The organism is Segetibacter koreensis DSM 18137, assembly GCF_000374045.1.
Lineage (GTDB): Bacteria > Bacteroidota > Bacteroidia > Chitinophagales > Chitinophagaceae > Segetibacter > Segetibacter koreensis.
Genome location: NZ_KB893326.1, coordinates 373,177 through 399,762, shown reverse-complemented (window position 1 = coordinate 399,762; position 26,586 = coordinate 373,177). Strand labels below are relative to the sequence as shown.

Genomic DNA, 26,586 nt, shown 5'->3' with positions numbered 1-26,586 from the left:
CGTCGGTTAAGGTAAAAGCCTTTGGCCTTGGAATTTCACGAATATAAATGTCGCGATAAGCTACATGTGTACCATGAGCTTGCAATTCAATTTGTTCTTCTGGAAATATGGGAAGATTGCGGTCCCAATAATTTTCAAGAGTTACGTTATCTACTACCAGTTCGCCATTCAAATAAACNGTCNCCCGATCTCCTTTCATAATAATATGGAAGCTGTTCCAGTCTCCAATAGCATTATCGGCAAGTTTAAGGGGTTTGCTCTGATTTTTTTGATTGTTGTATAATCCCCCCGATCCTACTTCAGCGCCAACATCTCTTCGTGATGTATCCCAGATTTGTACTTGCGGTGTTCCCCGTAAATAAATACCGGCATCGCCATCTTTTGTAATTTTCCAATCCACAAACATTTCAAAATCACCATATTTTTTATTTGTACAAATGTTCTCACCTTCGCCACTGAAATTCAACACACCATCTTTCGCATACCAGCCTTTTCTCATTATTTCATCTGCCTTTTGTTGTTGTGTAGCCAATGTTTTCTCATCCATTTTAGCCCTCAGTATCGGATTGCCTACCAATCCCTTCCAGCCAGTTAAGTCGGTTCCGTTAAATAATGTTACAAAACCTTCTTCAGCAGGCATTTCAGCCATAAATTTTCGCATAGCTTCCTTTTCGTAATCCCTATCGGTTCCTTTTAATACTGCTATCGTTTTATTTAAAAGATCTTTTACCAGACTTCCATAATACTTTTTATCAGAGAGAGCAATCCTCATTACAGCATGGGCTGCTTCCTGCTGCACCGCCTGGTCATCCAGATATTTTCCTGCAAAAATGAGCGCGGAAAATGTCTGGTTCTTTCCAACTTCTGTCAGTATTGTTTGCTTTTGTTCAGCAGTTTTTGCTATATCCATTGCATTACGCAACATCAATACTTTTTGCTCATCAGGATAAGTTCCCAGGTTTATAGAATGAATATATCCTTTTAATGTGATGTCTAAATAATTGTTATTTGAATTATTAAGACCAATTCTATAAAGTGGAGCAGCCGCACTGCTATCGCTCCATTTAGCTAACGCCTTTAAAGAAGTATTTTTTGTAGAGGCATCGCCATTGTTAAACGCTGTGGTGACAGCATTTAAGGACTCCTTACCACCAATACCAGCAAGGGCATTAAAAAATAACGGTTTTTTATTTTCCGGAGCTTTTGCCATTTCCTGCAAAACCAGCCTTGCCCTTTGAGATTTTTCCGGAATATCTGCGGAGGCAACGACTATAGCATCCTGAAGTGCTTTTATTTCTTCCTCATTTGAAGCGTTGCTTAATAGAGAAAATAATTTCGTTAGATCATCCTTATTTACCATTGTTTTTACTGCTGACAATGCTGCCGAATGAATTGCAGTGTCCTGGCTGTTTAGTGAAGAAAATACCAGGTTCACTTTGTCATGTGCTGCCCGGCGACCTAAAACATTTATAAGAGCAGCTTTTGCATTTCCCTGCATAGATGGTACAGCATCTGCTACTTTGTTTATAACGCCCGATCCTTTCATAATATCAATAGCATTTTCTACTGCAGATATTTCTTCAGTATTGCTGTTTTTCATAGCCTCTAGTATAGCTGGTAATGCTCTTTCGTTACCCGTTTTTCCAGAAGCAGCAATGGCTGCTATTCTTACCCGGCTATCTTTACTCTTTAATGCGCCCAACATTGCAGGCAGGGCTGTTTCTGTTTTATTATTCCCTAACATGGTAAGAATCGCTGCCTGGATTTCAGGACTTGCTTTTTCAATTTTTTTCAACCATATAGCAGTTGTCGCCGGATTTAAATGTTTTTCAGCCATTTTTAAAGCAGCACTTCTGTATTCTATATTTTTATCACTTGCGGCTTCTGTTAATGCAATAATGCTTTTATCACCTTGTACAAAATCTATCAAATTCAGGGCAGCAATACGTGTTTGAACAAGACTGTCTGCGATTGTATTTTTTGCCAATAAAAATGCTTTTTTCAAGACCTCTTTCGAATGGCCGTTTTCTACAAGCTTATGCAGGTAAAGCAAATAAGCATCAGTAGCATTTGTATTGTCAAGTGTAAAACCACTTTTTCTGGCGGCATTTTCTAAAGTTGACGCAGAAAATGGATCACCTATATTAGCAAGGGCATTCAATGCTACTTTACGTAACATCTCATCTTTATCACTAGCTAAAGGCGTGATAACAGAAAGGGCTTCGCTATTGTGGCTTTCTCCCAACGCTTTTATGAGCGATAGCTGGCAACTTCCCTTTGCCGTTTTCGCAACTTCTAACAATACTTTTTTAGCAGCAGGAGAATTTATTTTTATCAAGGCTCTTGCTGCGGGATCACATAACTGATCCTGATTTAAATAATTCTTTAAACTTGATATAGCTTCGTTACTTTGCGCAACAATTTGCAATTGACTAATGATAAAAGCTTTATTTGAAGTGTTTGAAATCTTTTCCAGCGCCTGGCACCATGCGTGTTCACTCATTTTGCGCAAATCTTCTTTTCCGGGTTGTGTTGAATAATATGAGAAACCATTAATTGCATACTCAGCATTAGAATTATTCCCTTTGTCTGGCGCTACAAGCATCTCAGCTATTGTTGCCAGACCATTTTCGCCGATAGCAGCTATTTCCTTCATGGCAGAAGCTAACTGTATTGAATCTTTCGCGGGCATTTGTGCCAATAAATCTGCAATTCGGGTAGCTTGTGTACGTTGATCTTTATTAGATTGAGCTATGGACGTGGAGCCCCATATTGCAATACAAACAGGTATAAAAAATATTCTCCTCATGATAATAAGCTTAACAGGATATGTTTAAGTAAAAGATTTTTTGTTTTGGTAGTTACAAGAACCAATAGTGAATGTTGTTCTGCAAGAATATTGAATAAATTATATTGTCCAGGGTTCTCTCAAAGGTGGAAAAATCAGGCGATTAGCCCCTTCATCTCCTATGAACTCTTGTTTGACCGGATTAAATTTCAGAGATCGTCCTAACCGCAACGCTACCAAACCCATGTTTACTATAGTGCAGGAATGATATCCGTTTTGCTCGTTCAAAGCAAATTTTTTTCGCTGCTTTACTGCTTGTACAAAGTCTGTTATTTGAGGTTCAGGATCGGGAAATGCAGCGAGTTTTTTTTCTAAGTCAGGAATATCAGAACGGAAGCCTGGATATAGCTTTCCTTTTGGTCCCTCTATATAAGGCACATCATCATTTCCTTCTCCATCCAATATTATTTTACAACCATCTTCATAAGTATACTCTATCCTGCGCCATGTGCCTACAGCATCAAAATGTTGTTCCGGTGCGTCTAGTTCTACAGAAATCGGACTAGTATTATCCTTTCCAAGAAAATATTGAACAGGATCGAGATAGTGTTGTCCCATATCGCTCAACCCTCCCCCATCATAATCCCAATACCCCCTAAAGGTTTGATGTACACGATGTGGATTATAGGGTTTGTAAGGAGCTGGTCCTAACCAGAAGTTATAATCCAATTCCGCAGGTACCGGTTGTGGTTTAAGATCTGTTTTACCTACCCAGTAGAATTTCCAGTCAAAGCCTGTACGTCGGCCAACTGTTACTTTTAACGGCCATCCTAACAATCCGCTTTCTACAAGTTTTTTTATAGGTTTAACGGTGGTACCCATGCCATAAAAAATATCTTCGAACCGGAACCAGGTATTTAAACGAAATATTCGGCCATGCCGTTGCACTGCTTCTACCAAACGTTTTCCTTCGCCAATAGTGTGCGTCATTGGTTTTTCGCACCAGATATCTTTGCCTGCCCGCGCTGCATCGGCTGCAATAACGCCATGCCAATGAGGTGGCGTAGCAACATGAACTATATCTACTTCTGGTAAGCGTATCAACTCCCGGTAATCTGTAAATGTTTTTACACTCTTGTCTTTTAACATATCAAATGCTTGTTGCAAATGTTTTTGATCTACATCGCAAATAGCTACCACCCTGGTTCCCGCATATTTAAAATGTCCGCGGCCCATACCACCTACACCAATAACACCTTTAGTTAGCTGGTCGCTGGGAGGAATATAACCTCGTCCTAATACAAACCGAGGAACAATAGTGAAGGATGCAGCGGCAAGAGAAGAATTTTTAATGAAGTTTCGCCTGGAGTTGATTTTTTTTTCGTCCATGTTGGGAAAGAATATTTATTGATTATGGAATATTTAATTGTATAAAATGTATGATAGAACAAGTTTTTATTAAAGTTATGCAACTCTATAACAAACGACTCCCCTTTACCTTAATATAAGTCTCATCCATCCTCCAGCTACTACCAACCGTTTTTCTTCTTCTCTTTATTCACCTTCAATTAATGGAGTAAACTTATATACCCATCTTTGTATTGTAGCCTCGTCAGCAACTCATTGGTGAGCTTGAGCTATTAATAGAAAAGTGTCCTGCCATTGGTTTTCGCAATGCTACTACAGGATCAGAAGTTAGGATGAATAAAAACGAACAGCTAACTTTTAAAAAATATTTTGTTTGGCTATTGAAGCTTTTGGTTGAAATGTTTAGATTTTTGCCTCCCGAAAAGATGGCCAACTGAGCCGCAGATTAATACAAACTTAAATGACGGACCAAAAAATTCGTTAAACCTGGTCAATTGTTACTATTTGATCCCGCCAAAGCAGATGTATTTTATTTCCATAAAATAATCCATTCCGTATTTTGAACCTTCGCGACCTATTCCGGATTCTTTTACACCGCCAAATGGCGCTACTGCTGTCGATATTAAACCTTCATTAATGCCTACCATTCCACATTCCAGCGCTTCGGCCACTCGCCAGCATCGTGATACATCTTTGCTATAGAAATAGGAAGCAAGTCCACACTCGGTATCATTTGCAATTTTAATTGCTTCCTCTTCGGTGTTAAACCTGAATACCGCAGCCACAGGGCCAAAAATTTCTTCGTTGGCTATTATCATTTCTTTTGTGGCATTGGCTAAAACCGTCGGCTCGAAAAACAATCCTTCCATCGGTTTACCGCCTTGCCTTATTTCTGCCCCTTTATCAACCGCATCCTTTACATGCAGTTGTACTTTATCCAATCCCTTTTTACTGATGAGGGGGCCAATTTGAATATTTTTATCTAATCCATTTCCTACATTCAGGGCTGCCACGGCGCGTGAAAGTTTTTGAACAAACTCATCATATATTTTATCATGGGCAAGAAAACGATTCACACATACACATGTTTGACCGCTGTTGCGAAACTTTGACGTAATTGCACCCTTTACAGCTTCATCAATATCTGCATCTTCAAAAACAATAAAAGGCGCATTACCACCTAATTCCAGCGATAGTTTTTTTAACGTAGATGAACATTGGTTCATCAGAATTTTTCCGACTGCTGTAGAGCCGGTAAATGAAAGTTTACGGACTTTCCTGTTTTCACAAAACTCTTTGCCTACACCGCTGTTATCAGTTGTCGTTACAGTATTGTACACACCGCGAGGAAATCCTGCTTTTTCTGCCAGCGAGGCAATAGCCAAACCCGTGAGTGGTGTTTCGGAGGGCGGCTTAACAACAACGGGGCTTCCGGCTGCAAGTGCGGGTGCAACCTTACGTGTGATCATTGCCAATGGAAAATTCCATGGAGTAAGCGCTGCCACCACTCCTATTGATTGCTTGATCACTACAATCCTTTTATCATTTGATGTAGCCGGAATAACATCACCATAAGTGCGCTTCGCTTCTTCTGCAAACCACTCCACGAAGGATGCTCCGTACTCTGCTTCTCCAAGGCTTTCCTGCAATACCTTCCCACATTCTTTCGTCATCAATATGGCAAGCTCTTCTTTATTTTCCAGGATAAGTGCATACCACTTTTTTAATAACAGAGCACGCTGGTTGGCTGTCAGTTCACGGTATGCAGGCCATGCATCATTTGCAGCATCAATAGCATAACGTACATCATCCCTGTCCATATCAGGAACGCTTGCAATTAATTCGCCGGTTGCAGGGTTAATTACATCGAAGGTTTTGCCACTGCCGGCACTCACCCACTCACCATTTACATATGCTTCTGTTTTAATAAGATTGTTTGTCTCCACATGTTCTCTTTTAAATAATGTTTATAATGTAACAAACTTAAAGACTGCTAATTCTTGGCGTTTGCAATCAAAAACTTGTAATAACCTGTCGGATTGCTTCACCTTTAGCGAGTCTTTCAAAACCTTCGTTCACCTCGTTTAAATTTAATGTATGTGTCATGAGTTTATCTACCGGCAACCTTCCTGATTGATAAAGGGCAATGTAGGCAGGGATATCGCGTGCAGGAATACAACTGCCGATGTAAGAGCCTTGTAATGTCCTTTCTTCAGCTACCAGTTTTACCGGCGCCAGGTGCATCATTTTGCTTGGATGCGGTAAACCAGCGGTTACTGTTTTGCCGCCTCTTGCTGTAGCGTTATAAGTAAACTCTAATGCGGGTACTACACCGGCGAATTCCATCCCTATATCAACTCCGCCTCCGGTTAAATCTCTTATATGCTCCAATGCATTTGCTTCGGAAGAATCAACTGCCTCATGCGCTCCAAGCTCCAATGCAGTTTTAAGTTTATCCTTATTGATATCTGCAACAATAATTTTACTCGCTCCGCCTGCTAAAGCGCCTAATAATGCCGCAAAGCCTACTCCGCCCAGGCCTGTTATAAGCACTGTTTGACCTAGTAACAATTTAGCTGTGTTAATTACAGCGCCTACCCCAGTCATCACTGCACAACCAAATAAAGCAGCAATATCATAAGGTAAAGTGCGATCAATACGCACTGCTGATTTCCTCGAGACTACTGCATATTCTGCAAACCCCGAAACACCCATGTGATGGTGGATTTGCTTTTGCTGACGATCGTACAGCCTTATACCGTCTCCTAATAACACGCCCTTATTATTTGCTGCCACACCGTTTTCACAAAGAGCAGGACGGGCCGTCATACAAGGCATACAATGCCCACAGATTGGAACAAATGAAAACACAACATGATCTCCTGCTTTGAGGTCATTTACTCCGGCTCCAAGCTCAACCACTTCACCGGCTGCTTCATGTCCTAACACCATTGGTACTTGCCTCGGGCGGTTCCCATCAATTACCGACAAGTCCGAATGGCATAACCCGGCTGCATGTATCTTAACCAGTATTTCTCCTGCTTCCGGTTTCTTTAGTTCAACTTCTTCAATTGTTAACGGTTGGCTGTGGGTATAAGGACGTTCTTGGCCCATTTGATGCAAAACTGCAGCTCTTATTTTCATGTGTTTTGATTACTTATGTTCTTTTAAAAAGTCTTCAATATTTCATCGCTATTCGATGGCGCTAACATTCATTTTAATTCCCATCATTTGTCTCATTACTATCGATAAAAGAGAGTTCTGATCGAGGATCGTTTCAATAATGGAATAGTGGTTTTGTTCTGGCATCTCTAAAAGGTGTACAGGAAATCCTGCTGCTTTCCTGGCTGCATACATTTCAGCACTTTGTTCCTGAAACTCCGCCGTTTCTTCCTTTCCTACAGCCAGGATTAACGGAGCTGATTTGACCTGCTGAATGTAAACAGGACTGTTTCGAATAGCAGCTTCGCTATGAATGTTCAGCACTTTATTAAGGTAAGATAGCCGGATTGGAGTTAGGTTGAAAATACCACTTATGGCCACTGCTCCTTTGATCAAGTCGACAGGAAGGTTTGGATTGAATTGACGCCAGCTTGTTTCCATGAGCATTGCTGCCAGGTGACCTCCGGCACTATGACCTGCTACAAAAATTTTATTTGAATTCCCGTTAAACGCTGAAAGATTTTCATGTAGCCATACAAGTGCTGTACGGCATGATAGGACAATTTGGTCTAAAGTATTGGCAGGTGCAAGCGGGTAGTTTAGCAAAACTGTAGTAATCCCGCGGGGTTGAAACGCCCTTGCAATAAATTGAAAAGATTCTTTATCAAACATGTGCCAGTAGCCTCCATGTATAAAAACCAAAGTTGTAGCGTTTGGGAAAGACGAAGGGTATATATCGAGTCGTTCGCGGGGAAGTTGGCCATAGCGAAGATCTTTACAACAATGAAACATTTTTTCAGTTTCGCGGCTAAGCAATTCCCATCGATCGAGGTGAGCAGCAAAACCAGGAACCTTTAAACGGTTATTATATTGCCGGTCCAAAGCTTCCTGGTCGTAATTTTTATAAATCAGCATGAGGGTTTAATAAGTGTCTGCCTGTAACAACTTTTTTGCTCACTATGAAATAAACCTAAGAAAGGTAAAGCCCTTCGTTATGAAATCTAAAGGATCTTCTACTTAAGCTGTAACAGTAACGTTGGCCCTCTTTGAAGGCTGATGTTGAGCTTCTTCAACTTCGTTTAGACATTTAAAAACAATCCGGTAAAATTCAGGTTGCGATTGCCACGTTTTACCCGTTACTATTGTACCATCCTGAACGGCCTCTTCATCATCGAGGTAAATGCCGCCACAAGATTCTACTTCAAATTTTACATGTTCGTAACAAACAATTTTTCTTTTATCTACCAATCCCGCCGTTACCAAAATCTGGATTCCGTGACAAATGGCGAAAACATATTTATTGCTCTCAAAAAAGGCTTTAACGATGTTTATAACCCGTCGGTCATTGCGTAAAAATTCCGGAGCCCGGCCTCCAATTAAAAGTACTGCTAAATAATCATCTGTATCAACATCGTCGAATGATATATCAGATGGAAGTATATAACCCGGGCGCTCTACATATGTATCCCAGCCGGGTTCAAAATCATGCATTACTAAATTCAACCGCTTAACTGAAGGAGCGGCAATTACCGGTTGGTAACCTGCCTCCCTAAAACGGTGGCAAGCAAAAAGAATTTCAAAGCACTCACCGGCATCGCCCGTAAGTATCAGAATTTTTTTAGAATTTGTCATATCGTTAGAATTACTGTAAATGTAATTATTATATCCGGTTTCTATTTAAATTGGGATGAAGATAAAATCCGTAATGGGTAATCATACCTGACGGATAAAGAGTTTTTCCATCCTTGCTTTCTACGGCAATAGTAATAGGTCGGGGGTATTGTTTCCAGTAACCGGTAGCAGTGGCGTGGTGGGTTTTGGCTCCCAGCGATAACGGAAAGGTTCCCTTCGGTCCGTTCCCTTTATGTAAAAAGATGCTCTGTATGCGGTGGAAGGCTTTATGGGAATTCCGCAATATCCTTCATTGGCTATGCCTACTCTGCCAACAGCTTTCTCTATTGTTAGGCGTAAGCACCTGGAGAGTGCACCGTTGTTGGCAAGACCACGTTCGTCACAAGCAACTTGTTCTTCAGAAGCGAGTTCTATACTCGATTTCGCAGCCGAATCATTCTTTACAGACCTCCATCCCTTCCGATTTTTATTGTCCTTAAATATCCGGTTGCGCTTCAGTTCCCCGTATAAATCGCCATCATAAGAATGGTTGATTTCTTCTGTCATCAAGCCATACAACATAGTACTAACACTAGCACCTACCTTTGTAAAATCCTGCCTAATCATAGGCGTTTGGGCTCCAACTTGACCTATATAACCGAATATTAGCAACACCAATAAATGGATTTTAAAATTGATCATTTTTTTAATTTTCCACTTGATAACTTATCAGCGCTTTATATAAATTTTGTTGATAATGTTATTCTTTTAGTTTATCCATTTATTATCTCTCATCGATAAACAAAGGCGCTATACAGCCTTCTTAATGAAATTACTTAAACAGCAGTGGTGCCAGTTCGCGTAGGCTACGACGCCAGGTTTGAAATTCGTGGGCTGTATTCTCAGATATATAAGAAACCACATTGAAGCCAGCATCCTTTAATTTGCTTGCCGCATCCTTTACTCGATCGGGACTTTCGCGGCTCCCACAGCTTATAAAAATAAGCTTCGGCTTTGTTTTATCGGTTAATTCTTCCGGGGTATAAATGCCGCCGCTAAGCAGTCCATAGTATGAGAATACGTTGGGCTTATTCAAAGTAATGGAATGGGTTTCAAAACCTCCCATGGAAAGCCCTGCCATAGCACGATGAGCAGGATCGGATAGGGTTCGGAAATTAGCGTCTACGTAAGGAATTAGTTCGTCCACAAGCACCGTTTGAAATGAATCAACTTTGAACTCTTTCAAATGACCCCATTTTAATTCGTTGGTCATTCCATAGGTCATTACAATAATAAACGGCTTTATCTTACCTTCTGCTATCAGGTTATCCATAATCAGATTAGCATGTCCCTGGTTGCTCCATGCCGTTTCGTCTTCACCCCATCCATGTTGCAGGTACAACACCGGGTATTTTTTTGCTTTATCTTTTTCATAACCCGGCGGTGTGTACACAAAAGCACGGCGCGATGTGTTCGTGCTTTTAGAGGGAAAAAGAACTTGCTGCACATTACCGTGGGGAACATTTTTTAAAGCATAAAAATCCTGGTCGTGTGCCGGTATTTCAACGCCACTTTCCCAACGGGTAGAGCCATAAAAATTCAACGTCCCCGGATCATTAAATGTGCCGCCATCAACATTGAGGTGATAGTAATGGAAGCCTTCATCCATCGGACCTTCAGTAGTGCCTGTCCAGATGCTATCGCCTGTTTTTGTAAGTCTTGTGCCGCCTCTGCCGCCTAATCCAAGACTCACCTTTACACTATCGGCATACGGTGCCACAATGCGAAACCGAACGTAGCCTTGGGAATTGACTTGCGGGTAAGGTTGTCCCGGCTGGTTAAATGTGGAAGGCTTAAAGTCTTCCCTTACATCAGACTGGGCTAGACAAGCTTGTCCTACCAAAGTAACTAGTGAAAAAATAATGGCTCGCTTCAATTGCATATGCAAGTTTTATATGGTTAGATATTCAGTTTTATAACAAGTCACAATTATGGTCAAAAAGTTTATTGCTGGCCTACTGATAAAACTTAACTTTTAGAATCTATTTCTGAAATTTTATCATGTATTATTTAAGGTTCGTTCAAAAATTGCAGGATTCAATTCAGAAAAAAATATTACATCACTTCATTTACCAGAGTTCCAATCCCATCAATGGAAATTTTGATTTCATCTCCACTTTTTAGTGTGAAATCATGTTCGGGTACAATGCCGGTTCCTGTCATGATGAGACAGCCGTAAGGAAAAGAACATTCACGAAAAACAAATGACACCAATTCCTCGGGCGTTCTTTTCATCTGATTGACGGCAATCTTTCCTTCATAAACAGTTGACCCATTCCGGTTAATTTCCAGGTGAATGTTAGTGTTATTATCCAACCGTTGTTCCGTTACAAAAATGCAGGGACCAACGGCAGCACAGCCATCATAGGTTTTTGCCTGGGGCAAATACAAAGGATTTTCTCCTTCAATACTGCGGCTACTCATGTCGTTACCAATAGTATAGCCAACAATTTTTCCGGATGATGTCACTACCAGGGTAAGTTCAGGTTCCGGAACATCCCAGGTAGAATCTTTCCTGATTCTGACTTTATCGTTTGGACCGACTACGCGGTGCGAGGTAGCCTTGAAAAACACTTCCGGCCGCTCCGCTTCGTACACTCGTGCATAAAAATCGCCACCGCCCGCGTCTTTGCTTTCTTCCTGCCTGCCGATTTTGCTTCGAAAATAAGTAACACCGCAAGCCCATAATTCCTGATTACCTATCGGAGCAAGAACTCCGCTTATTGACTTGTCTTCATTTGGCGATTGACTAGCTGCTATTTTCTGTACTTTTTCAAAAAGATGATCATCATTGATGAATTCATCCCAGATTTGATCCTTCACTGAATAGAATTTCCCGTCATTTTCTATTACAATTTCTTTCCCGGTCCTGTAAATATTCATACTTTCTATTTTAGTGTATAATTAGATTAATGCAAATCTCTTGTCACTTCACTGCCGGAGCCGCTGTTTAAAACATCCAGGTCAACCCCGAGGTTTGCCTGCTGCACATGGTCAATGTAAATCTTCACATAACCCCTTGTCGCCATTAGTTTCGGAGCCACCCATTCCTTTCTTCTTTTTTGCAATTCATCTTCACTCACATCCAGGTGCAATCGTCGCTTCTCCACATCCAATTCAATCATGTCGCCGTCTTTCACCAATGCCAATGTTCCTCCAATAGCCGATTCTGGGGCGACATGCAGGACCACTGTGCCTGCCGCCGTGCCGCTCATTCTTCCATCCGAGATGCGGATCATGTCTCTTACACCTTTGCGCAACAATTTTTCCGGCAGGTCCACATTGCCTACTTCCGGCATGCCGGGATAACCTACCGGACCCACGCCTTTAAGGACGATCACAGAGTTTTCGTCAATGTCCAGTTCTTCATTGTCAATTCTTACATGGTAGTCTTCGATCGTTTCAAATACCACCGCACGTCCCCGATGCTTCATTAACTGTTTTGTGGCAGCTGATGGTTTGATGACAGCACCTTTCTCGCACAAATTTCCCTTTAGCACGGCAATGCCGGCGTGTTCCTGCAGCGGCTTGTCTAGCGTTGCAATTACGTCCTGATTGTAACAAACAGGCAAGCTGTTGTTTTCACCGATGGTTTTTCCGTTTACCGTGATGGCCTCATTGTGCAGGAATTTTTTCAATTCCTTGATAACAACCGGCAATCCCCCTGCATAAAAGAAATCTTCCATCAGGTATTTACCGGAAGGTTTAAGATTGACCAACAGGGGGATCTTGCTGCCAATGTCATCGAAATCCTCCAATTTAAGATCAACTCCAATTCTTCCCGCAATAGCTAACAGATGAAGAATAAAATTGGTGGAACCGCCAATGCCCGCATTCACCACAATAGAGTTCTCAAATGCCTGTCGGGTAAGAATCTTCGAAAGTTTCATATCTTCCTTCACCATTTCCACAATGCGACGGCCGCTCAATTGCGCCATCACTTTCTTCCTTGAATCAACTGCAGGAATGGCTGCGGCACCAGGTAACGTTAAACCGAGCGCCTCTACCATACAGGCCATGGTGGAAGCAGTTCCCATGGTCATGCAATGTCCTGCACTGCGGGCCACGCCGATTTCTGCCTCGAGGATGTCAGCTTCGGTATAATTCTCGACCAACATTTTTTCTTTTACCATCCAGTTGAAGGAACCGCTGCCCAGGCATTCGCCTTTGAAACGCCCGTTCAGCATCGGACCTCCGGGAACCACAATGGTTGGAAGATCAACGCTGCAGGCACCCATTAGCGTGGAGGGTGTTGTTTTATCACAGCCAGTTAGTAACACTACGCCATCAATCGGGTTGGCACGGATGATTTCTTCGGTATCCATCGCTGCAAGATTGCGAAATAGCATGGTCGTTGGTCGCATGATGGTTTCACCCAAAGAGGTAACCGGGAACTCCAGGGGAAACCCTCCGGCATCAATAACACCGCGTTTTACCACTTCTGCGAAGTCGCGCAAGTGTCCGTTGCAAGGTGTAAGCTCACTCCAGGTGTTGCAAATCCCAATGACCGGCCGTCCCTTAAAATAATCATCGGGATAGCCCTGGTTGCGCAGCCAGGAACGATGCACAAAACCCATCTTGTCATTTTTCCCGAACCAGTCATGGCTTTTAAGCTTCCTTTCAGATGACATAATTGTTTTTTTTGACTGAGCCTCTTTTGCTTAAAAAGGCCTGTTGTTGTAAAAAGCCTTTCTTTTATGTATGCTGCTTTTAAAAATTCTTTATTTATCCCACCAAACCCGTGTGCTTAATTTATCTGGTCCCTGCTCTTCGATAGCCGCGTTAACGTTGCTTGCGTTGACAGAGAGCTCAGAGGTGGGATAGGTTAATCTCCTGATGAAAGTACCGTTGGGTACATCCGGGTTGTTTGGCTGGCCGTAAGGATTAGGTGGCAAAGCAGGATAGCCGCTTCTTCTGAAGTTGGCAAAAGCTTCAGGGCCGTTTAAGAAGGAAGCGATCCAATACTGGGTATTAATCTGTTCCAATTCCCTTCCAGGTTGCAAAGGATGATTTGTTACATAAGTATCTCTGTCCAATGCGGAAATAGCCGAACCAGGGTCATAAGAAGCCATTTGATCCATATTTGCTTTAATCCCGTCTGCAAAATATTGCGCTGCTGTACCGTCGGTTATCCATCCTCTATACCATGCTTCGGAGAGCAGTAATTGTGTTTGTGCCGCTGTTACAAAAAAGATAGGTGCCGTGTTCTTTACCATCCGCCGCCTGTCTACCTGGCTATAATCGTAAAAGCTGGCAAGGCCATCCGCAGAAGCTTTTGCGCCAATGGTCCCATTATCATATCCCATTGGCATTCCAATTTGGTCCACAGGATTTGTTGTGCCGATTGCAGGGGTTTGTTCAGGTCCTGAAGTGGCTCCTTTGTAGCGGATGGCAATAGAAGACAAACGCGGGTCATTGTTATTTTTTAACGTATCCACAAATGCTTCTACAAGGTAAAAATTAGCAGCCTCTGTTCCATTAAGCATATTGCCGATAGGTGAAGTATAATTTGCATCGTGGCGCATGATCGCATTGTCAGCATTCTGCAAAATAACGCCACCTGCCAAAGCTGCCTTCACGGTCGCCTGTGCTTTTGCCGGGTCCACTTTGCTAAGCCGCATACCAGCTCTTAGCAACAAAGAATACCCAAGTTTCTTCCATTGGTCTACACTTCCACCATACAAAACGTCTGATGTTTCTGCCTGGCCAGGTGCATCTAATGCAGCAGATGCCTCAGTCAACTCCTGAATGATCTTTGTATATATATCCTCCTGTTTATCATATTTCGGAAAAAGCAACTGGTCGGTTAAACCAGCACCCCCTTCAGTAAATGGAATGGCTCCATATTCGTCAGTAAGAATCATAAAAGCGTATGATTGCCATATACGAGCCATGTTATAAAGGTTACTTCTGGCAGGCAAATCTTTTGTGCGGACAATGACGTCATTCGTATACTTAACGACGTTTTGATAATAAACCGCCCAGAGAGGAGGATTGGTTACATCCCGGCTATCCTGGTTGAAATTGGCCCCTGCCAATACACCGCCATTGGGCGTAACCAATTGTTGTACAATTCCCATATCAAAAAGTACCGTTCTGGTTGGATACGAAGTGTTGATGACGGCATTGTTCAACAAGAGGGCAGGATCGAGCGAAGTGGGACTTATTTTGTTTTTATTGAGTTCCTCCAAACCTTTCGTACAAGAAACAGCCGTTAATAAAGGCACGGCCAACAAACAATAATTTAATATTTTTTTCATGACTAACTGCTTAAAATTTAATATTTAAGTTAACACCTACTCCCCTGGTCGTTGGCAAGCCTGGAGATTCCATGCCGACCATAGCATCCGTGCCATAACCAACCGATTCCGGATCAATGTTGTCAACCCATTTTTTGATGATCCAAACATTGTTCGCCACCAAATCAAGTTTAACGCCTTTCACCGGCCATTTGCCCGGAAGGTATTTGGTAAAATCATATCCCAAACTAATTTGGCGTAGCTTCCAATAGCCCCCATTATAGATGACAGGTTCAATAATCTGTTGTGATCGCAGGTGTTCCCAATATGTTTGAACGGGTGCAACTACTGTATTTTGATCGCCTGCGCTATTGACGCCATTACCCACCACACCGCCTTCTCTTCCTTCGAGCGTCATTTTATGAAGTCCGTGGCGAACCGCATTGAAGTTGGTACCGGAAAGCATTTTATTACCCAACTTGTAATCAATTAAGATGGAGAGACTAATGCCTTTGAATGTGAAGGCATTTAAGAAGCCACCCGTCCATTTGGGTAAGCCGCTGCCAAACAAGAGAAAATCTGCCGTTCTTTGCGGCACGCCGTTCGATTGAAAGATCATGTTGCCTTTGACATCTCTTGCATAACCATAGCCAGCAATCTGTCCGATTTCCTGACCGACCACAAGCCTCACCTCGCCATTAAATGGATTGGAGCCTGTCGTAAACTTTTCGCCCGGCTTATCTGTCGTAATTTTATTTACCCGGGTTATGTTGTAAGCCGTGTTGGCCGTAAAGTCCCATCTAAAAGTTTTTTGCTGGATTAGGTTCAAATTCAACAGCGCCTCAAAGCCTTTGTTTTGACTCTCCCCACTGTTGATCAGGGTACTGGTAAAACTGGAGGCATCTGAGATTTGTACCGGAACAATCTGGTCTATCGTGAGCTTTTGGTAGACCGCAGCATCAAAATTTACCCTGTTTTTAAACATTTTTAATTCAATTCCTATTTCGGTCTCCTTTATTCTCATTGGTCGTAAATTCCTGTTTGGTAAGACCGCTCCGCTGCTGCCAACCGTAACGGCTGTACCTGATGGATTGTTAATCGTGTTGGAATTTACGGTGTAAAATAACTGGTCAGAATAAGCGTTCACATCGGCATCACTGCCCACTTCAGCGTATCCTAAACGTACCTTACCGAAGTTAAGCCAGGGTAAAGCATTGTGTAATGTTTCGGTAAAAACGTACGAGCCAGAAACAGAAGGATAAACAACACCATTGTTTTCTTTCGACAAAGTTGAAAACCAATCCTTCCTGATGGTGCCGGTCAGATACAACGTTTTATTCCATGAAAGATCAGTGGAACCATAAATCGAGTTGACACCTTTTTCATCAATCGTGTAGACAGGATTTTTTGCTCTTCCGTTTTGAACGGTATAAAGGCCTCTTACCACAAAATCGGTTACCTGTACATTGTTGATATCAAAGCGCCTGCGCATTTGGTTACCACCTGCAGTAAGGTTGACTTCAAAATTGCCGAACGTTTTGGTGGCACTGGTCAGGAAATCCAAATTAGTTTCCCGGAATCGGCGGTTTTCCTGTGTGTAAACTCCATTGAAGAAACCAGCTTGAGCCGGGGGTCTTGATGCATGGCCGGTGGGGAAATTATTAACGTCTTCATCGCGGGAATAGAAATCCTGTCCAACACGGCCCTGGATCCACCACCAGGGAAGAAGGTTGTACTTGGCAGACAGATTGCCAAAAATTCTGTCCCTTTTGATGTTGTGAAATTGTTCGGCTAAAACCCAGTACGGATTGGTACGGTTCATAAACCTTGACCAAATATATTCGTTGCCTTGCGGATTGTACTTGTTGGCATCCAAGACGCTCAATGGCATTGAATTGGCTAAAGCCATTAATGTGGTGGGTATGGAATTATCCTGGTTCCCTATGTTCGGCGGATTTTGATTAAACTCCTTTGAATAATTTATATTACCCGTAAAGCTAAACTGCTTTGAAAGGTTATAATTAAATCCAAGGTTCACGACCTTACGGTTTACCTTGTTATTTGGCATGATACCCCAGTTATCCGTATTGTTGAAGGAGAGGTGCAAGCCTCCATTTTCCCCTGATGTTTCCATGGTTATGGTATTCGAAATATTCTGTCCGTGCCTGTAGAACTCTTTAATGCGGCTGCCCTGGGGCTGATATGGAACAACCAGGCTATCAAATAATATTTGGGTCATGCCTGGCTGAAATTTTTCACCAAAAGACCATTCGCCGGATGTGGGATTCGGAGTGAGCGGACGTTTGCCGTTTTCACCCTGCCCATATACTTTTTGGTAATCGGTAAAATCTAAAGGCGTTTCATTGGTGTAATTTGTATTAAGGGTTACGCCAATGCCTCTACCTCTGCCTTTTGTTTTTGTGGTGATCATGATGACACCATTCTGTGCTCGATAACCATACAAAGCAGCCGCGGGAGCACCTTTTAAAACCGTCATGCTTTCGATGTCGTCAGGATTGATGCTTGCCAAGCCATCTCCACCATCCGCATAAACGCCACCCCCTGCTACACCGACGGTGTTTCCGTTAAAATTGCTGTTATCAACAGGAACGCCATTGATGACAATCAGCGGGCTGCCACCACCATTAATCGATGATTGCCCCCGAATACGAATTTTGGAAGATCCACCAGGACCGGTACCAAGGCTGGAAATGTTGACACCCGCTACCTTGCCTTCGAGGGCATTAATGGGATTGGCTGTGCGGTTCACAGTAAGTTCTTCCGGTTTTACGGTGGAAGCAGCATAGCCTAACCCTCTTGATTGTTTTGTAATGCCCAATGCTGTAACCACCACCGCTGCAAGGTTTTCGGCGGAAGAGGTTAGGGTGACGTTTACCTGTTTGCGCCCGTTTACCGGCACTTCCTGAGTGGCATAGCCAACATTGCTAAAAACCAACGTCGCATTCGACCCTGCCTTGATGGTGTATTGCCCGCCAGGGTCAGTGGTAGTACCAACAGAGCTGCCTTTCACGGTAACAGAAACGCCCGAAATGTTATTCCGGTTTTCATCCGCTACCTTTCCGGATACTGTTTGCGCATGGGTAGCTGTAATAAAAGAGAAAAAGAACAGGGAAAGAGGCAGTTTAATAAAGCGTGTTCGTAAACACGTCTTTGCACGTCTTTTCATAATGGCAAAATGTTAGATGAAGAGATTAAAAGGGATCGATTTTGATTTCGTCGATGTATTAAATTGAAATCAAAATAATTGAGAGTCAATAACAAAAACTTCCAATATAAAACACTGTTGAATTTTGTACGAGACAATTCAATAAATGTTATTTCTTTATGCCCTTGAGGGAATACAATTGACTCTAGTACCTACGCCATAACTAAAAACGAGCTTGCATGAATCAGTTTGTTCTTCAACAGGGGTGCTCCCGGGAATTGCAAATGTTTCCGCATATCATTGAATTCGGCGTTAAAAAGAACATTTCTATTCAATTGGATTCATTGCCTGACACAACAGTAGACAACATTCGCATTTATTATATCATGGATGGTAAGTTTGAATGGAACATTCACGAACGACAATACATTTTGTATCCCGGTGATATTGCGTTTATTCTTCCAAATGAAAGATTTGGCGGCACAAAAGGCTTTTTGGAAATTGGTACGCTTTCATGGATACATATTAATGCACAAAAGCCGGAAAACGGAAAAATGCAATTTGGAAACTGGAGTCGTTTGTCAGAAAATGAAACACAAATGATCGGTAAAATTCTCTTGTTGAACAAGTCTGTTGTACTGGAACGACTTAGCGAAGCGAGCAGGATATTTGTCTCTTTACAAAGCGAATTGTTTAACCACGAAATTGGCTATCATACAAGAGTAAACCAACTCCTGGACGAGTTGCTCATCATCATTACCAGGCGGTTAACCAGGCAAACTAATTCAGGCAGGGATTTTTCAAAAAACTTTTTGCAACTAGAACAAAAGCTTCGCGAAGACCTTTCTCATCAATGGACAGTAGAAGAAATGGCGGCTACGGTAGGTATGGGAACGACGTTGTTCAATGAAAGAGTAAAAAGCTATTCCGGCTTTTCACCACTTAATTATCTGATCAACATCCGAATTTCAGAAGCGATCAAATTATTAAAGAAGCCTGATCTGAATGTAACAGACATTGCGTTAGATACCGGCTTTTATTCGTCACAACATTTTTCCACCACTTTTAAAAAATTGACCGGCTATACGCCGAGCGAGTTCAGAAAAAAAAATATTTCCTAGAGCTAAAATTTATATTATGGAATGTATCATTAGCATCGAGTTGGGAACAAATGCGGTTCGGGTTTATGCATTCGATCTGAAGGGAAATACAATCGGGTTTGCCAACGGTTCTTATCCTACATTTCATCCAAACCCGGATTACAGCGAGCAGGATCCTGAGCAAATCTTTATTACCATGCTGTATGTGCTAAAGAATTTTCTCAGCGAAAAGATCCATCCGAAAAAATACAAGATTTTGTCCATTTGCTTCAGTGCTTCCATGCACAGCGTGCTGGCAATTGACAAAAATGGTGTGCCGCTGGGAAATGCCATTACCTGGGCTGACAACCGGGGGAAAAAAGAAGCACAGGTCTTACGCAATTCACCCCTGGCAGAAATAATTTACCACGCAACCGGAACGCCGATACATCCCATGTCGCCCCTGATAAAAATAGCGTGGCTGAAAAATCAGGACAAGGAAAGGTTTAAGCAGACCTATAAATTTCTTTCAATTAAAGGTTACATCATACAACAACTCACTGGTGCTTATGTGATTGATTACAGTATTGGGTCCGCGACAGGACTTATGAATATTCATAACAAGAAATGGGATCCGACTGCACTTGACTATGCCGGCATTACAGTCGACCAGCTTCCTGAATTGGTACCTATCTTTTATTCACCAGGAAAGCTTCTGTCACAATACCAAATTTCACTTGGCTTAAATCAAGAAACAAAAATTTTGGTAGGTTCCAGCGATGGTTGTTTTGCCACCCTGGGCGCGGGTGTATGGGATGATGGTAAAGCAACCGTTACCATTGAGGATAGTGCCGCGGTAAGGGTGGTGGGACAGCGGGCATTACAGGACAAAAATTGCCGTCTCTTTAATTATATTCTGGATGAGCAGTATTATATTTCCGGAGGTCCTTCCAATAATGGCGGGAAAGCGTTCGAATGGTTTGCGAAACAATTCGGTGACTTCAAAAACGCTTATGATCTTGAGAGCTGCATGGATGATCTAATCGCGGAAGCAGTAACTGTCGACGCGGGTTCGGAAGGCTTGCTTTTTTTACCCTATCTTCTGGGAGAACGAGCGCCAATTTGGAATGCCAATGCAAGAGGTGTCTTTTTTGGAATAAACATTAATCATGAAAGAAAACATTTTACAAGGGCAACAATTGAAGGCATTTTGTATGAGATGTACAGCATTGAAAATTTGTTGCAGGAGCACCGGGATATCAAACGCATTTCTGTAAACGGAAGCTTTGCTACGATCCCTTTTTGCACACAACTCATTGCTGACATTTTCAACAAACCGGTAAGCGTCAGCCCCAATGCCAACACAGTCAGCCTGGGGGCATATTTATTAAGCGCTACCGAAATTGGTATCTATCAAAACCTCGACGATGCAGCAAAGTCTATCGTACTGCCCGATGCATTTAAACCAAACAAAAATAACCACAACGTCTACCTTAAGTATTACGCCATCTTCGAAAACCTGAGTAGAAAACTATTTGATGAATTTGAAGCCTTGTCTGCAGTAGCAGATCCATAAGTAATACCTACTACCAGACTATTGTATAATAAAATGAAATAAAGCCAGATGTTTTCACGCAAAAATTAACCAGTTAAATGAAAAGAAAAACCCTACACTTGCTGCTAACACACCCGTTCAACCCCTGGCAAGAGCTATTTCGTTCCTACGACTGCGCGTGCATTTGATGAATATTAATCCGCAATAGCGGTATTTAATACTGTTTCCCGCTATTCAATTTCTTTCTTTTTTTAAATGTAAATCTGTTTATGGCAACAACAAAGCGATCTGTTTATTTCATCTTTTATATCCTCGCCTCGGTTTTTTTACTGGCTTATCTGGCAATGACAATAGGTGGGCTGCATGATTGGTCCGGCTGGTTGCTGATGTTGGCTTTTACAAGTCTTGCCGTCGCATTTAGGGGCAACAAAATGCTCCGTGGCTTATCATATACCGTCATTATTCTCGGTGTGGTAAGCCTTGCTATGTATTATCCGCAACACTTCAAAACCGTCGGAGCCTTCAAGCTTTCAGCCCTTATTGTTCCCTTGCTACAGATTATCATGTTTGGCATGGGAACGGAATTGAGCCTGAAGGATTTTGCACAAGTGCTGCGTATGCCAAAAGGTATTATTGTAGGCATTGTTTGCCATTACACCCTTATGCCATTAATTGGTTTTACGGTAGCCACCTTGTTCCATTTTCCCGGTGAGATTGCTGCAGGAATTATTTTAGTCGGTTGCTGTCCCAGTGGTTTAGCTTCGAACGTCATGTCGTATCTGGCCCGGGCAAACCTCGCACTCTCTGTTTCGGTAACGACTGTCTCCACCTTGCTTGCACCGTTTTTAACGCCCTTGTTAATGCGCTTATTAGCTGGAAGTTTTGTGGAAATTCACTTCCTTGACATGATGTGGGACATCACAAAAATCGTGATCATCCCCATTGCGGCCGGGTTGATTTTCCATTATCTCGTGCGAGGGAAATTTGGTTGGCTCGACAAAGCAATGCCTATACTTTCCATGGTCGGAATAGCACTGATATTGGTTGTGATCACAGCGGCAGGAAGAAATAATTTATTACAGGTTGGCGTCCTTCTGGTGATCGCAACCTTTATCCACAACATTGCGGGTTTTTTCCTTGGATATTGGTCAGCACGCCTCTTAAAATTTGCCGAAAAGGATTGCAGAACGATTGCTTTGGAAGTGGGTATGCAAAACGCGGGTCTGGCTTCGGGGCTTGCTTTAACAATGGGCAAGTTGGCCACTGCCGGCCTCGCCCCAGCCATTTTTGGCCCGATGATGAATGTAACAGGTTCTTTTTTATCGAGCTGGTGGCACAACCGCTTGCCCAAAGAAGAGATGGCAGACACGAAAGAAGAAAAGACCGATATAGACATTGCACGGGTAAGCTAACAAAGACTTTGAATACATAATCACTTAAAACTTTTAATCTCATGTTTACACGAAAACTCTTTTTATTCTTGCTGGTTGGTTTTGCGTTTCATCAGCCATTAAAAAGTCAGCAGATCTCCAGGCAAGAACTGGTTTTTTTAACGCAGGAATGGAAAGGGGAACGCTTTCCTGACGGCAGGCCAAAAGTGCCTGATAATATTCTCAAGCGCATGAAATCAGTCAGCGTGGAAGAAGCGTGGGCGGTGATGAAGAATGCCGGCTATGGTTACCAGGTAGCGGAAGGCTGGCAAGTCATAAACCCCGACAGTGTGTTGGTGGGACGCGCTGTTACCGCTACGTTTATGCCCGCGCGTCCGGACGTATGGAAGGCTATTGATGACCGTGGAAAAGCTGCGGGGAAAAGAGGGCAGAACACCTGGCCGGTTGACCTTCTCGTGAAAGGCGATGTGTATGTCGCCGACCAATTTGGGGCACATAAAAATGGCCCTACCATTGGCGACAACGTGGGCAATGCGATTTATGCCAAAACCGGGAATGGCATTGTTTACGATGGTGCTTTGCGGGACGTTGAAGGCCTGAAAGAAATTGGTGGCTTTACCTCCTATTACACCAGTTATGATCCGTCTTACCACAATCCTCCCGGCGATTTAAACACGATGATCATCGGCATCAATCAACCCACACGAATCCGTAACGTAACGGTGATGCCGGGTGATGTGGTGTTAGGGAAGATGGGTGTCGTCACCTTTATTCCGGCACAACTTGCAGAGAAAGTGGTAAAGACATCCGAGATTGTAAGGCTGCGGGATATGTTCGGCCATCTACGTTTGCGGGAAGGTAAATACACCGCCGGCCAGATAGATGCCAAATGGTCGGATGAAATTGAAAAAGATTTCTCTAAATGGCTAAATGACCACATTAACGAATTGCCTGTGCCTAAAGAACAAATACAGGAACTCCTGAAAGAACGTACCTGGTAACATTTTTAACACATTTTACAACATTTAAACCGAACTGTATGTCACAATCATCAAGAAGATCTTTTTTATCTAAAACGGCTTTAGCGGCTGCCATCGCCCCTTTTGCGCCATTTGCCTCCTTTGGTAAAGGACTTGAAACCGCTATTGAGAAAACACCAATGGCATCTCCGCCATCAGATTTAAAAATTACCGACGTAAAATGCGCCTTTTCAGGGGGAGGCCTCTTCGTAAAAATTATGACGAACCAGGACCTCGTGGGGTATGGTGAAGCTGTGGATGCCATAGGTGGAACCTACTATTTAGTTCAACGGCTCGGTAATCAACTCAAGGGAAGAAGTCCTCTGGGTCCAAATGTCATTTTCGAGCAATTCCGTAAACAGGCTTTCTTTGGAGGAGCCCAATCAGGTATGTATGTGGCTGTTTTAAGTGCTTTTGATGCTGCCTTATGGGATTTGACTGGAAAAGCATTAGGCTTGCCTGTTTATCAATTATTAGGCGGAAAGTTTCGAGATAAAGTAAGGGTTTATTGTGATACCCAGCTATACGAAGTCCGCAATCCGAAACCGGAAGATTATGCGAAAGTGGCCAGGGTTGCAGTTGACAAAGGATATACAGCCGTAAAATTTGATATTGACGAAGCAAACGATCCGAACAAATACGACAAGTGGAACTGGACTGCGAGCAACGCCGAAGTAGAAAGAATGTATAATTCTATTGCAGCTGTTCGAAAGGAAGTAGGTCCCCATATTGATATTTGCGTGGACATGCACGGACGGTATGATGCACCTACCGGAAGAAAGGTAGCAAAAGTGATGGAGCCTTTAAACCTGATGTGGCTGGAAGAACCGGTTCCGGCTGACAACGTTGAGGCCTATAAAACCATTACACAGGAAACAAGCACACCAATTTGTGGCGGCGAAAATTTTTACCTCACTTACGGATACACTCGTTTGTTATCGGAAGGCGCCATTGATATTATCATGCCTGATCTTCAAAAATGTGGTGGGCTTGGCGAAGGACAACGCATAGCCAACCTTGCCAATGCTTATTACACACCTTTTTCACCCCACATGGTTGGTTCGTTCTTAGGAGCAATGGCATCCGCTCATGTTTGCGCATCAGTCCCTAACTTCCATATTCTTGAATGGCAAAGCGAAAGTGATACAGATCTAAGGTGGAAAGAGATCGTCAAATATGATAAGCCTTTTATCGAGAAGGGATTTTTGGTGGTATCAGACAAGCCCGGGATTGGGGTAGAGATCAATGAAGAAGGTTTAAAAAAATACGCTACCCCGGGAGTACCATTCTTTGCTTAAATTTTCAACCAGGTCAAAATTTAAAAGCCGGATCTCGACGTAGTATGTCTTTTGAATTTTGACTTTTTTCTTTGGGCATAAAGGGCCTCCATTTAAATTTAAACGATGCCATTACTCATTCTCTTTCTTGCCATTGGCGTGCAGATTTTTTTAACTGCGAAAAAAGTCAGTCCTTTTTTATCGCTGTTGATCGTTTCGGTTTTAACCGGGTTTCTTATGGGCATGGAACCATCGGCTGAATTGATATCCATCGAAAAGGGCGTTGACAGCACATTATGTGGTTTAGCATTGATTATTTGTCTCGAGCCATAAGCGCCAAATAGCGATTTTGTATTTCACGACAATTGGCCTGCCCACAAACCCGATGGCATTGCGATGGGCAACTTAATGAAGTTAGGTTGGGAAAAATATTACAACCCGCTAACACCGCGGCTGCTGACATTACCCCAGCCGATGACGATAAAATTGATAGCGGAATTGGCAAAGAAAAGATTAGGTATTTCCACCGTACGCATAGTAGGCGATTTGAAGCCACCCTGCACAACCATTTACCTGGCATTCGGCTACATGGATCCAAAGGCACAAATACCAGTTATTCAACAAATGCAACCGGATCTTATTCTTAGTGGTGAAACCAGGGAATGGGAAACCGTAGAAAGAGTAAGGGATGGTTTAGCTATGGGACAAAAAACATCGTTACTCGTATTGAGCCACGCCGTTAGTGAAGAAGCGGGAATGGAATACGCAGCACACTGGCTGCAACCAATGATACCCGACGTAGAGATCACATACATTGCTTCCAATCCGTTTACCTTTTTATAGGAAAGTGACTAACACAAAAACTGACAATGAAAATTAAACGGTATTCGGTTGCTGTTTCATTTTCAGCAAACCATCATCTTAAACATACCAATGCATGAAAACAAGTGTTGCAGTTCTATTCTTCTCCTTATGTATTTTCTTTCGTGGCTCCGGCATCGGCACAAATCATTTCAAAAGAAGAATTGACTTTTCTAACGGCCGCATGGAAGGGACAACGATTTGACGATGGCCGGCCCAAGCTGCCGGATGATATTCTGGAAAGAGCTAAAAAAATTTATATCGATGATGCGTGGACAGTATTGAAAAATGAAGGTTATCTAAACCAGTTTGAGGGCGGCTGGAAAATGGTGAATGATTCAATCATGACCGGTCGCGTCGTTACTGCTATTTACCTCCCCAGCCGGCCCGACTTGGAAAAAAACATTAAAGACAGAGGCGCTAAACAGGGTAGAACAGGTAATACCAATTTGTGGCCGATTGATATTCTTACCAAAGGTGATTTGTACGTCGCCGACGCTTTTGGAAAGATCAGTGGCGGCGATATCATGGGTGCAACGTTAGCCAATTCTATTTATGCCATCTCAGGGAATGGATTAGTATTTGATGGCGCTGCAAGGGATTTACTCGAGGTTAGTAAAATCAAAGGGTTCAATGCGTTCGTTCGTGATTTTCATCCCTCGTTTACTGAAGAAATGGTTCTGATGGGCCTCAATACACCCATTCGTATAGGCAACGCGGTTGTCCTTCCCGGCGATTTGGTGATTGCGACAAAAGAAGGTGTGCTTTTTGTGTCGGCGCATATGGCAGAACAGGTTATGAGTACAGCCGAGTTTGTGATCAGGAAAGACCAGTTTGGCTTTGAAATGTTGCGTGCGGGCAAATACACAACCGGCCAGATAGACAACCAGTGGACGGATGAAATCAAAACAGCATTTTTTAATTGGCTCGGGAAACATCCTGAATTGGGCAAGATGAGCCATGCAGAATTGGACGACGTTATGAGTAAAAGAACCTGGTAAGCTGAGCGA

At 42.7% G+C, this 26,586-nt stretch carries 20 protein-coding genes and 1 pseudogene; 8 read left to right on the top strand and 13 right to left on the bottom strand.

The genetic code is table 11. The annotated features are described in order from the left end of the window. The 13 genes and pseudogenes from B154_RS0113055 to B154_RS0113000 form a co-directional block, all read right to left on the bottom strand. On the bottom strand, positions 1–2,503 hold a 2,503-nt coding region (locus B154_RS0113055; RefSeq protein WP_425423111.1), incomplete at its 3' end, for a DUF1080 domain-containing protein. Positions 2,504–2,908: 405 nt separating this feature from the next. Next, on the bottom strand, positions 2,909–4,177 hold the full coding sequence (locus tag B154_RS0113050; protein ID WP_018614703.1) for a Gfo/Idh/MocA family oxidoreductase: 1,269 nt from the start codon (positions 4,175–4,177) through the stop codon (positions 2,909–2,911). A 100-nt stretch (positions 4,178–4,277) separates the two neighbouring features. Continuing rightward, positions 4,278–4,402, bottom strand: a pseudogene (locus B154_RS33870) (IS6 family transposase); the annotation flags it as partial. 254 nt (positions 4,403–4,656) lie between these two features. Continuing rightward, positions 4,657–6,102, bottom strand: coding sequence for an NAD-dependent succinate-semialdehyde dehydrogenase (locus B154_RS0113045; protein ID WP_018614702.1), 1,446 nt, complete (start codon positions 6,100–6,102; stop codon positions 4,657–4,659). Between the two features lie 67 nt (positions 6,103–6,169). Further along, positions 6,170–7,300, bottom strand: a complete 1,131-nt coding sequence (locus tag B154_RS0113040; RefSeq protein WP_018614701.1) for a zinc-dependent alcohol dehydrogenase family protein — start codon at positions 7,298–7,300, stop codon at positions 6,170–6,172. Between the two features lie 48 nt (positions 7,301–7,348). After that, on the bottom strand, positions 7,349–8,233 hold the full coding sequence (locus B154_RS28490; protein ID WP_018614700.1) for an alpha/beta hydrolase: 885 nt from the start codon (positions 8,231–8,233) through the stop codon (positions 7,349–7,351). Between the two features lie 102 nt (positions 8,234–8,335). Next, entirely contained in the window at positions 8,336–8,950 is a 615-nt protein-coding gene (locus B154_RS0113030) for a DJ-1/PfpI family protein (protein ID WP_018614699.1), read from the bottom strand. Positions 8,951–9,070: 120 nt separating this feature from the next. Beyond that, positions 9,071–9,631 (bottom strand): hypothetical protein, encoded by a 561-nt coding sequence (locus tag B154_RS0113025; RefSeq protein ID WP_026260170.1) that lies wholly within the window; start codon positions 9,629–9,631, stop codon positions 9,071–9,073. A gap of 130 nt (positions 9,632–9,761) precedes the next feature. Then, positions 9,762–10,871: an alpha/beta hydrolase gene (locus B154_RS0113020; RefSeq protein ID WP_018614698.1), complete on the bottom strand. Its 1,110-nt coding sequence runs from the start codon at positions 10,869–10,871 to the stop codon at positions 9,762–9,764. A 173-nt stretch (positions 10,872–11,044) separates the two neighbouring features. Continuing rightward, positions 11,045–11,872: a fumarylacetoacetate hydrolase family protein gene (locus tag B154_RS0113015; RefSeq protein WP_018614697.1), complete on the bottom strand. Its 828-nt coding sequence runs from the start codon at positions 11,870–11,872 to the stop codon at positions 11,045–11,047. Positions 11,873–11,898: 26 nt separating this feature from the next. Continuing rightward, positions 11,899–13,620, bottom strand: coding sequence for an IlvD/Edd family dehydratase (locus tag B154_RS0113010; RefSeq protein WP_018614696.1), 1,722 nt, complete (start codon positions 13,618–13,620; stop codon positions 11,899–11,901). A 90-nt stretch (positions 13,621–13,710) separates the two neighbouring features. Continuing rightward, on the bottom strand, positions 13,711–15,249 hold the full coding sequence (locus tag B154_RS0113005) for a SusD/RagB family nutrient-binding outer membrane lipoprotein (RefSeq protein ID WP_018614695.1): 1,539 nt from the start codon (positions 15,247–15,249) through the stop codon (positions 13,711–13,713). 10 nt (positions 15,250–15,259) lie between these two features. Then, positions 15,260–18,415: a SusC/RagA family TonB-linked outer membrane protein gene (locus B154_RS0113000; protein WP_018614694.1), complete on the bottom strand. Its 3,156-nt coding sequence runs from the start codon at positions 18,413–18,415 to the stop codon at positions 15,260–15,262. 218 nt (positions 18,416–18,633) lie between these two features. Here B154_RS0113000 and B154_RS0112995 point away from each other — a divergent pair, with 218 nt between their 5' ends. The 8 genes from B154_RS0112995 to B154_RS28480 all read left to right on the top strand — a co-directional run bounded on the left by B154_RS0112995 (position 18,634) and on the right by B154_RS28480 (position 26,577). Continuing rightward, positions 18,634–19,515: a helix-turn-helix transcriptional regulator gene (locus tag B154_RS0112995; RefSeq protein ID WP_018614693.1), complete on the top strand. Its 882-nt coding sequence runs from the start codon at positions 18,634–18,636 to the stop codon at positions 19,513–19,515. A gap of 16 nt (positions 19,516–19,531) precedes the next feature. Beyond that, positions 19,532–21,049: a gluconokinase gene (locus tag B154_RS0112990; RefSeq protein ID WP_018614692.1), complete on the top strand. Its 1,518-nt coding sequence runs from the start codon at positions 19,532–19,534 to the stop codon at positions 21,047–21,049. A gap of 248 nt (positions 21,050–21,297) precedes the next feature. Beyond that, positions 21,298–22,440 (top strand): bile acid:sodium symporter family protein, encoded by a 1,143-nt coding sequence (locus tag B154_RS0112985; protein WP_018614691.1) that lies wholly within the window; start codon positions 21,298–21,300, stop codon positions 22,438–22,440. Positions 22,441–22,481: 41 nt separating this feature from the next. Beyond that, complete coding sequence (locus B154_RS0112980) at positions 22,482–23,420, top strand: RraA family protein (RefSeq protein WP_018614690.1); 939 nt, start codon at positions 22,482–22,484, stop codon at positions 23,418–23,420. Between the two features lie 38 nt (positions 23,421–23,458). Then, the gene (locus B154_RS0112975; RefSeq protein ID WP_018614689.1) at positions 23,459–24,736 is read left to right on the top strand and encodes a mandelate racemase/muconate lactonizing enzyme family protein; all 1,278 of its coding nucleotides are present in this window, start codon (positions 23,459–23,461) and stop codon (positions 24,734–24,736) included. A gap of 105 nt (positions 24,737–24,841) precedes the next feature. After that, on the top strand, positions 24,842–25,048 hold the full coding sequence (locus B154_RS32360) for a GntT/GntP/DsdX family permease (protein WP_071595285.1): 207 nt from the start codon (positions 24,842–24,844) through the stop codon (positions 25,046–25,048). Positions 25,049–25,123: 75 nt separating this feature from the next. After that, the gene (locus B154_RS28485) at positions 25,124–25,558 is read left to right on the top strand and encodes a Nif3-like dinuclear metal center hexameric protein (protein WP_245542592.1); all 435 of its coding nucleotides are present in this window, start codon (positions 25,124–25,126) and stop codon (positions 25,556–25,558) included. 104 nt (positions 25,559–25,662) lie between these two features. After that, positions 25,663–26,577, top strand: a complete 915-nt coding sequence (locus B154_RS28480; protein WP_018614686.1) for an RraA family protein — start codon at positions 25,663–25,665, stop codon at positions 26,575–26,577. Positions 26,578–26,586: the final 9 nt, after the last annotated feature.